General features: G+C 44.7%; 6 protein-coding genes. 1 reads left to right on the top strand and 5 read right to left on the bottom strand.

What is annotated here, in order from left to right:
- Positions 1-469 precede the first annotated feature (469 nt).
- The gene (gene pssA / locus BEL05_RS08370) at positions 470-1303 is read right to left on the bottom strand and encodes a CDP-diacylglycerol--serine O-phosphatidyltransferase (RefSeq protein ID WP_069670878.1); all 834 of its coding nucleotides are present in this window, start codon (positions 1301-1303) and stop codon (positions 470-472) included.
- A gap of 143 nt (positions 1304-1446) precedes the next feature.
- Between pssA and BEL05_RS08365 the strand changes: the two genes are divergently transcribed.
- Entirely contained in the window at positions 1447-1890 is a 444-nt protein-coding gene (locus BEL05_RS08365) for a DUF4124 domain-containing protein (RefSeq protein ID WP_220746075.1), read from the top strand.
- A 56-nt stretch (positions 1891-1946) separates the two neighbouring features.
- Here the strand turns inward: BEL05_RS08365 and BEL05_RS08360 are convergent, their stop codons facing one another.
- The 4 genes from BEL05_RS08360 to rluD form a co-directional block, all read right to left on the bottom strand.
- Positions 1947-2258 carry a hypothetical protein gene (locus BEL05_RS08360; RefSeq protein ID WP_069670877.1) on the bottom strand — a complete coding sequence of 104 codons (312 nt, stop codon included), beginning with the start codon at positions 2256-2258 and terminating at the stop codon, positions 1947-1949.
- Positions 2259-2448: 190 nt separating this feature from the next.
- The gene (gene clpB / locus BEL05_RS08355) at positions 2449-5022 is read right to left on the bottom strand and encodes an ATP-dependent chaperone ClpB (RefSeq protein WP_028764236.1); all 2574 of its coding nucleotides are present in this window, start codon (positions 5020-5022) and stop codon (positions 2449-2451) included.
- 125 nt (positions 5023-5147) lie between these two features.
- Entirely contained in the window at positions 5148-5867 is a 720-nt protein-coding gene (pgeF, locus tag BEL05_RS08350) for a peptidoglycan editing factor PgeF (protein ID WP_069670876.1), read from the bottom strand.
- Entirely contained in the window at positions 5868-6839 is a 972-nt protein-coding gene (gene rluD, locus BEL05_RS08345; RefSeq protein WP_028764234.1) for a 23S rRNA pseudouridine(1911/1915/1917) synthase RluD, read from the bottom strand.
- Positions 6840-6945 lie beyond the last annotated feature (106 nt).

The following is a 6945-nucleotide window of genomic DNA, read 5'->3' as shown; positions in this document are numbered from 1 at the left end:
TTATTTTAAGAAGTTTTCCAAGCGATGATTTGTTAACCACTAATGTGATAACCAATCAACACTGGAAGCCTGCTAAAGCGCTTACCACCTGAGTCTAATTCCGAAAAACTAAACTCCCTCACACTGCTGCAAGTCCCGTACTGCCTAGCGTTTGCTAAGAGCGATTGGCCTGCTGTGCCGTGTCAGTGGATGCGCATTATAGGGAGTTCTCGGATGGGCGCAAGGGCTTTTTAAAATAAAACACTCAAGCGCTCACTTTTCAGGCGAAAGACCGAAAAACCACGATAAACACGCATAAAAGGCAACGATTAACACACAAATGCGCTACACATTGATGAGGAATCTAGCCTAATGACCCTCGTTTCTAGCCAAAAAACAACCTTAAGCCTGAACGGGAGAGTAAGTCTGGCACAGAAACAACGACTCTGCCAAAAATCTAGTGCAATAAACAAATGTACGGTTTGTGATTTTACTCAGGCTTCTTATTGTCATCGGCTGATTGCGTTTGTTGCTCACTCGTATCCACAGGTAAGTCAGTATTGTCATCGCTACATTCATCACCAACGACATGACTCACCTTAAGCTTTTTAATCCTGCGTATGGTGTAGATTGGTCCTGAAAGCGCATACAGTGAAAAAGCACCAAATAAGATCGTTGCAGGCTGCACAGATACAATCACAAATAACCCAACTAATGCCAGTATTACAATGAAATTAACCCGTCCGCGCCAGTCATAGTCTTTGAACGAATAATAGCGAAAGTTACTCACCATCAATAAGCCTGCTGCAGCGGTCAACAATGCAATTAGATAGCTAACTTGGTTACCACTTATCTCATAATAGGTTCCCGTCCAAATAGCTCCTGCAATAATTGCGGCGGCAGCCGGACTCGCTAACCCTTGAAAATAGCGTTTGTCAGCGACCCCAACCTGAGTATTAAATCTGGCCAAACGAAGTGCTGCACCTGCGCAATAGATGAATGCCGCTAGCCAGCCAATTTTTCCAAGTTCGGCAAGTCCCCAGTTATAAGCGATTAACGCCGGGGCGACACCAAATGAAACCATGTCTGCCATACTGTCATACTCAGCACCAAATGCACTTTGGGTATTGGTCATTCTTGCAACCCGACCATCAAGCCCGTCGAATAGCATGGCAATAAAGATGGCAATCGCCGCAGATTCAAAATGTGCATTCATTGACGCTATGACAGCGTAGAAACCAGAAAAGAGACCAGCCGTTGTCAATAAATTAGGTAATAGATAGATGCCACGGTTCTTAACCGTCTGTTTGTTTAAATTTTGCATATAATTAGTAGCAGAGTTATCTTGGCAGAATTAAACGATAACACAGATTGCTGAGTGTAAATTGTACAGTACTCCAATTATTTAGTTTACTGGCTAAAATTAATCCCAACTCGATACCGACAACTGCTTATATGGACAAAATCATGACTAGGAAAAGTTATTACATACTATTAGTTACCATGTTGTTTAGCCCCACCATACTCGCAACAACGATATATAAATGGGTCGATGAGAATGGCGTTACTCACTACAGCCAGCAAGTTCCACCAGAAAAACAATCTGAAAAACTCTATAGCGAAGATATAGAGCAAAAGAAAGTTGGCTTTGTTGCACCTAAGGTTAAAGCCGTAAGTGAACCAGAAAAGAGTGACCTAGAACTGGCTGCACAGGAGATAAGTAAAAAGGACAAAGCACAAGCTAGCGCAATCTGTGACAATGCCAAGCACCAACTTAATGTACTTGAAACACACACACGTTTGACTCGCAAAAATGAAGACAGCGATGAACCAGTCAGAATGACAGAAGAGGAAAGACAGTCGGAGATTTCGGCGCAAAAAGAGAAAATACGACTTTTTTGTAAGAAATAGCACGACCCACTCTAGGAATAAAACAGACTCGAGTTGAGTCTGTTTTATTCGTCGTACTATTTAACGGTATACATTGAGCGACTAACTCCATCCTCGCAGGCTTTCGCACCCGCTGCCCAGCCTTTATCAAACTCATCAAGGCCATCAAGCACTTGATCTTTCCTCGCCTCAACACTGCCTAAATTTGAATCTTGCTTTACCATCCCGGCAGAACGACACCCAGTATTGTAGCCAAAGTGATACAGGCTATCGTAGTCCACATTACCGACACCAATATACTGTTCACTCGATGCGGGGCCTTCAGGTGCTGAGCTACAACCTAACATAGACAGAACCACGACGGAGGCCATCATTAACTTTGCTTTCATTCATTACTCCTTTAATGCACTGAAATTCAAATAATCTTGTCATTTAGGAAAGTAGTTGAATCTTTGTTTGATTGCAAAAAGATTGTTCAATCTCATTTAGAGGTTGCAGAAAAAAGCTCAGACCGCTGAAAACAGCAAGCCTGAGCTGATATTGCGCTATCTAGACATTTACCAGCAAACACACACGCGGTTATTGTCTAAAAGCGAGTTCTCCTCCTGCGCTTTCTACAAGTATCGGTTTACCAGGGACAAACTGACCACTGAGTAACTTTTGCGCTAAGGGGTTCTCAACCTCTTGCTGTAAAGCCCGTTTAAGGGGGCGCGCTCCATAAACAGGATCAAAACCAGCTTGAGCGATTAACGCCAAAGCCTCATCGCTCACCTTAAGCTCGAAATCTTTTTCCGCTAAACGCGCAGTAAGATTTTCGATCTGAATTTTTGCAATATGAGCAATATGTTCAGACTCTAGCGGATGGAATACCACACTCTCATCAACACGATTGAGAAACTCTGGTCTAAAACTGTGTGTCACGACATTCATCACCTCGGCTTTCATCTCCGCATAGGTGGCAATACCGAAACGCTCTTGGATCACATCGGAACCTAAGTTAGATGTCATGATCACCACAGTGTTTCTAAAATCAACGGTGCGGCCTTGTCCATCGGTTAATCGACCATCATCTAACACCTGCAAAAGTATGTTAAACACATCAGGATGTGCCTTCTCTACTTCATCCAGCAAAATGACCGAGTAAGGTTTACGCCTAACCGCTTCCGTTAAATATCCTCCCTCCTCATAGCCCACATAACCAGGAGGCGCACCAACCAACCGAGATACCGAGTGCTTTTCCATAAACTCTGACATGTCGATTCGAACCATAGCTCCTTCCGTATCGAACAGGAATTTAGCTAAGGATTTACATAATTCAGTCTTACCCACACCTGTTGGACCAAGAAAGAGAAATGAGCCAATCGGACGATTTGGATCAGCTAGGCCTGCTCGACTACGGCGTATTGCATTGGCTACTGCATCGACCGCTTCATTTTGGCCTATCACGCGAGTATGAAGGGCTTCCTCCATATGCAACAATTTCTCTTTCTCTCCTTCAAGCATTTTTGAAACAGGGATACCTGTTGCTTTAGATAACACCTCAGCAATTTCGATATCTGTGACCTTATTTCGTAACAGGGTCATGTCCTGCATCTCAGCTTGAGAAGCTAAATCTAACTGTTTTTCAAGCTCAGGTATCCGACCGTACTGCAACTCTGACATGCGGGTTAAATCACTCGCTCGCCTAGCAACATCTAAATCCATACGTGCTTGTTCTAAGTCGGCCTTAATGTGCTGAGTTCCAGCTAGCGCGGCTTTTTCCGTGTGCCAAACTTCATTGAGTTCCGCCGCTTTATGTTCAACTTCTTTTAATTCACTGCGTAATGTACTTAACCTGCGCATACTTGCGTCATCATTTTCTTTGCTCAATGCCTGCTCTTCAAGCTTAAGCTGAATAGCACGACGCTCGAGCTTGTCTAATGGTTCAGGTTTTGAGTCTATCTGAATACGAATACTAGAAGCCGCTTCATCAATAAGGTCAATAGCCTTATCGGGAAGCTTTCTATCAGAAATATAACGGTGCGACATACTTGCAGCAGCGACGATTGCCGGATCGGTGATCTCCACATGATGATGCAACTCGTAACGCTCTTTTAAACCGCGCAAAATTGCGATGGTATCTTCAACGTTAGGCTCTTCGACCAACACTTTTTGAAAGCGCCGTTCTAATGCTGCATCTTTTTCAATGTATTGGCGATACTCATCTAAGGTCGTCGCACCAACGCAATGAAGGTCGCCACGCGCCAAGGCAGGTTTAAGCATATTACCTGCATCCATTGCACCATCTGATTTACCCGCACCAACCATAGTATGAAGCTCATCAATAAAGAGGATCACCTGCCCCTCTTCTTGAGCCAGCTCGTTAAGCACAGCCTTTAAGCGTTCTTCAAATTCACCCCGATATTTTGCCCCAGCGACGAGTGATCCCATGTCTAACGACAACACTCGCTTATTCTTAATTCCCTCAGGCACCTCACCATTAATGATTCGCTGAGCGAGTCCTTCAACAATGGCTGTTTTGCCCACGCCCGGTTCACCAATCAAAACAGGGTTATTCTTACTTCGACGCTGTAAGACTTGAATCGTACGGCGGATCTCATCATCACGGCCGATCACTGGGTCTAATTTCCCTTGCTCTGCTCGCTCCGTAAGGTCCACGGTAAACTTCTTCAACGCTTGACGCTGATCTTCTGCATTAGGGTCATCAATATTTTTGCCCGATCTCACCTGCAAAATTGTCTGTTCGAGTAGCTCTTTTGTCGCCCCTGACTTTTTAAGGCTCTGAGCCAACGCATCACTGCCTTCCAACGCCGCCAACACAAACAGCTCACTAGAGATAAATTTATCTTTGCGTTTTTGTGCCAGCTTGTCGCATAAATTAAGTAAACGGATTAATGCCTGAGATAACTGAACATCCCCACCAGTACCGTCAATTTGCGGTAACCTTTCGAGCTCTTGGTTTAAAGATGAACGCAGCGCACTGACAGAGATGCCAGCTTGAGTCAGTAATGTATGAATCGAACCACCATCTTGATTAAGCAGCGCCATCATAAGATGAATCGGTTCAATAAACTGATGGTCACGCCCCAACGCTAAAGACTGCGCATCGGAGATTGCTATCTGAAATTTATTAGTCATACGATCGAGTCGCATACAGCCTCCTAGTTAACGAATGAAGTACACCGTCAGTGTTTTGATAAGTGAAGCTTCGATAAGTTAAAGATGGGGGCTTTTTGACTAAATTCAAGCAGAGGAATGCATTAGCAACGAAATACTTGCTACTTTTCTAACCAGATCAAAGAAGCCATTCGCCCAGTCACAGATTCGCGGCGATAGGAAAAATACTGCTCTTTGAGGCTATAGGTACAATGGGATAAACAGAAAATACGTTTCACACCAGCTTGTTCGATCCGAAACCGGGCAATTGCTTGTAGATCGCCGAGATATTTATCGCCACGAGGCATAAAAAATGCACTAGTTTGTTGATGACACTGTACAAACCGCTCCCTAACTTCAGCGCCAACTTCAAATGCGTCAGCCCCAATGGCCGGACCGAGATAAACACAGATCTCGTCGGCAGGCACAGAAAAATGACTCAGCGCCGTTTCAATAATGCCATCACATAGACCACGCCATCCCGCATGGATTGCAGCAACTTGTGTACCAGCTTTATCGCAAATCAAAACGGGGAGGCAGTCTGCAGTCATCACCACACAGGTATGATTACGGCTGCGGCAAAAACTGCCATCTGCAGTGCGATTATCGTCACGATCAAGGTTTACCACTAAGGTACCATGGACTTGCTCTAACCAAGCTGGGTCAGCACTGAGTCCTAGGCTTTGTTTAACAATGGCGCGGTTTTGTTGAACATGTGACGAGTCGTCGCCAACATGCTCTCCTAAATTCAGGCTAGCGTATGGAGCCAGACTCACGCCACCTGAACGCTGGGTGAAGGCTAGCTTCACTCCAGCCGGAACAAACCACTCTTTTGGCAACATTTAATAGTCAGCCGGGTTCGCTTTAGTGTCTTCGCGCAACGCACGAGTTAGCGTCACCATATCTTCTGGTATCGGTGCCTGCCAGCTCATGACTTCAAACGTAAATGGGTGAGCAAGTTCAAGTCTTATCGCGTGCAAAGCTTGACGCTTAAAGCCCATATAAACCTCAAAGAACTCTGGTGTCACACCTTTTGGTGGACGTGGGCGACCAGCATAAACAGGATCGCCAACCAACACATGACCAATATGCGCCATATGCACACGAATTTGGTGAGTACGTCCTGACTCTAGACGCAATCTCAATCGGGTATGAGCACGGTATTTCTCCGCTACACGATAATGAGTCACCGCAGGTTTACCATTATGAACCACCGCCATGTGTGTACGTTTGGTCGGGTGACGATCGATAGGCTCATCGACAGTGCCGCCAGAAATAATGGTTCCTTGAACAATAGCTTCATACTCACGAACAATTTCACGAGCCTGCAAGGCAGCCACTAAATGCGTTTGCGCTTCTACCGTTTTAGCAACAACCATCAATCCGGTAGTGTCTTTATCAAGACGATGAACAATACCTGCGCGCGGCACCAGCTCAATGGCTGGACAATGATGCAACAGTGCATTTAGCAAGGTCCCATCACTATTGCCCGCACCAGGGTGAACGACTAACCCTGCTTGCTTATTGATCACAATAATATGATCATCTTCATAAACAATGTTCAAGTCTATCGCTTGCGCTTCAGCTTTGGTTTCTTCCTGCAACATCGCTTCAACTTGAACTTCTTGGCCTTCAAGAACTTTCTCTCTAGGCTTAGTCTGCACTACACCGTCGACATAAACAGAACCTGTTTGTATCCACTCTTTAATGCGCGTACGAGAATAATCAGGAAACAATTCAGCCAAAGTTTGATCCAATCTTTGACCTGTTTGTGTTGCTGTTATCTCGCTTTTTAGATTAATCTCTTGTGTCATAGGAACCGTACCCGCGTTTTGGGGTCCAAAATAAAGTGCTATCTGTTACAATCGTATTGTTTCTATTTTATCGTGAAATGGAAAAATTCTTAACTACAACTTAAAA

It is taken from the genome of Shewanella colwelliana (assembly GCF_001735525.1).
In the GTDB taxonomy this organism is placed as follows: Bacteria; Pseudomonadota; Gammaproteobacteria; order Enterobacterales; family Shewanellaceae; genus Shewanella; species Shewanella colwelliana.
Note: the sequence above shows the minus strand (reverse complement) of the source record. Positions and strands in the feature narration are given on the sequence as shown.

What these genes read in the sequence shown, in the direction of transcription:
- pssA (WP_069670878.1), bottom strand. Translation starts at nt 1,303, where the DNA reads ATGCAAAATTTAAACAAACAGACGGTTAAGAACCGTGGCATCTATCTA.
- BEL05_RS08365 (WP_220746075.1), top strand. Translation starts at nt 1,447, where the DNA reads ATGACTAGGAAAAGTTATTACATACTATTAGTTACCATGTTGTTTAGC.
- BEL05_RS08360 (WP_069670877.1), bottom strand. Translation starts at nt 2,258, where the DNA reads ATGAAAGCAAAGTTAATGATGGCCTCCGTCGTGGTTCTGTCTATGTTA.
- clpB (WP_028764236.1), bottom strand. Translation starts at nt 5,022, where the DNA reads ATGCGACTCGATCGTATGACTAATAAATTTCAGATAGCAATCTCCGAT.
- pgeF (WP_069670876.1), bottom strand. Translation starts at nt 5,867, where the DNA reads ATGTTGCCAAAAGAGTGGTTTGTTCCGGCTGGAGTGAAGCTAGCCTTC.
- rluD (WP_028764234.1), bottom strand. Translation starts at nt 6,839, where the DNA reads ATGACACAAGAGATTAATCTAAAAAGCGAGATAACAGCAACACAAACA.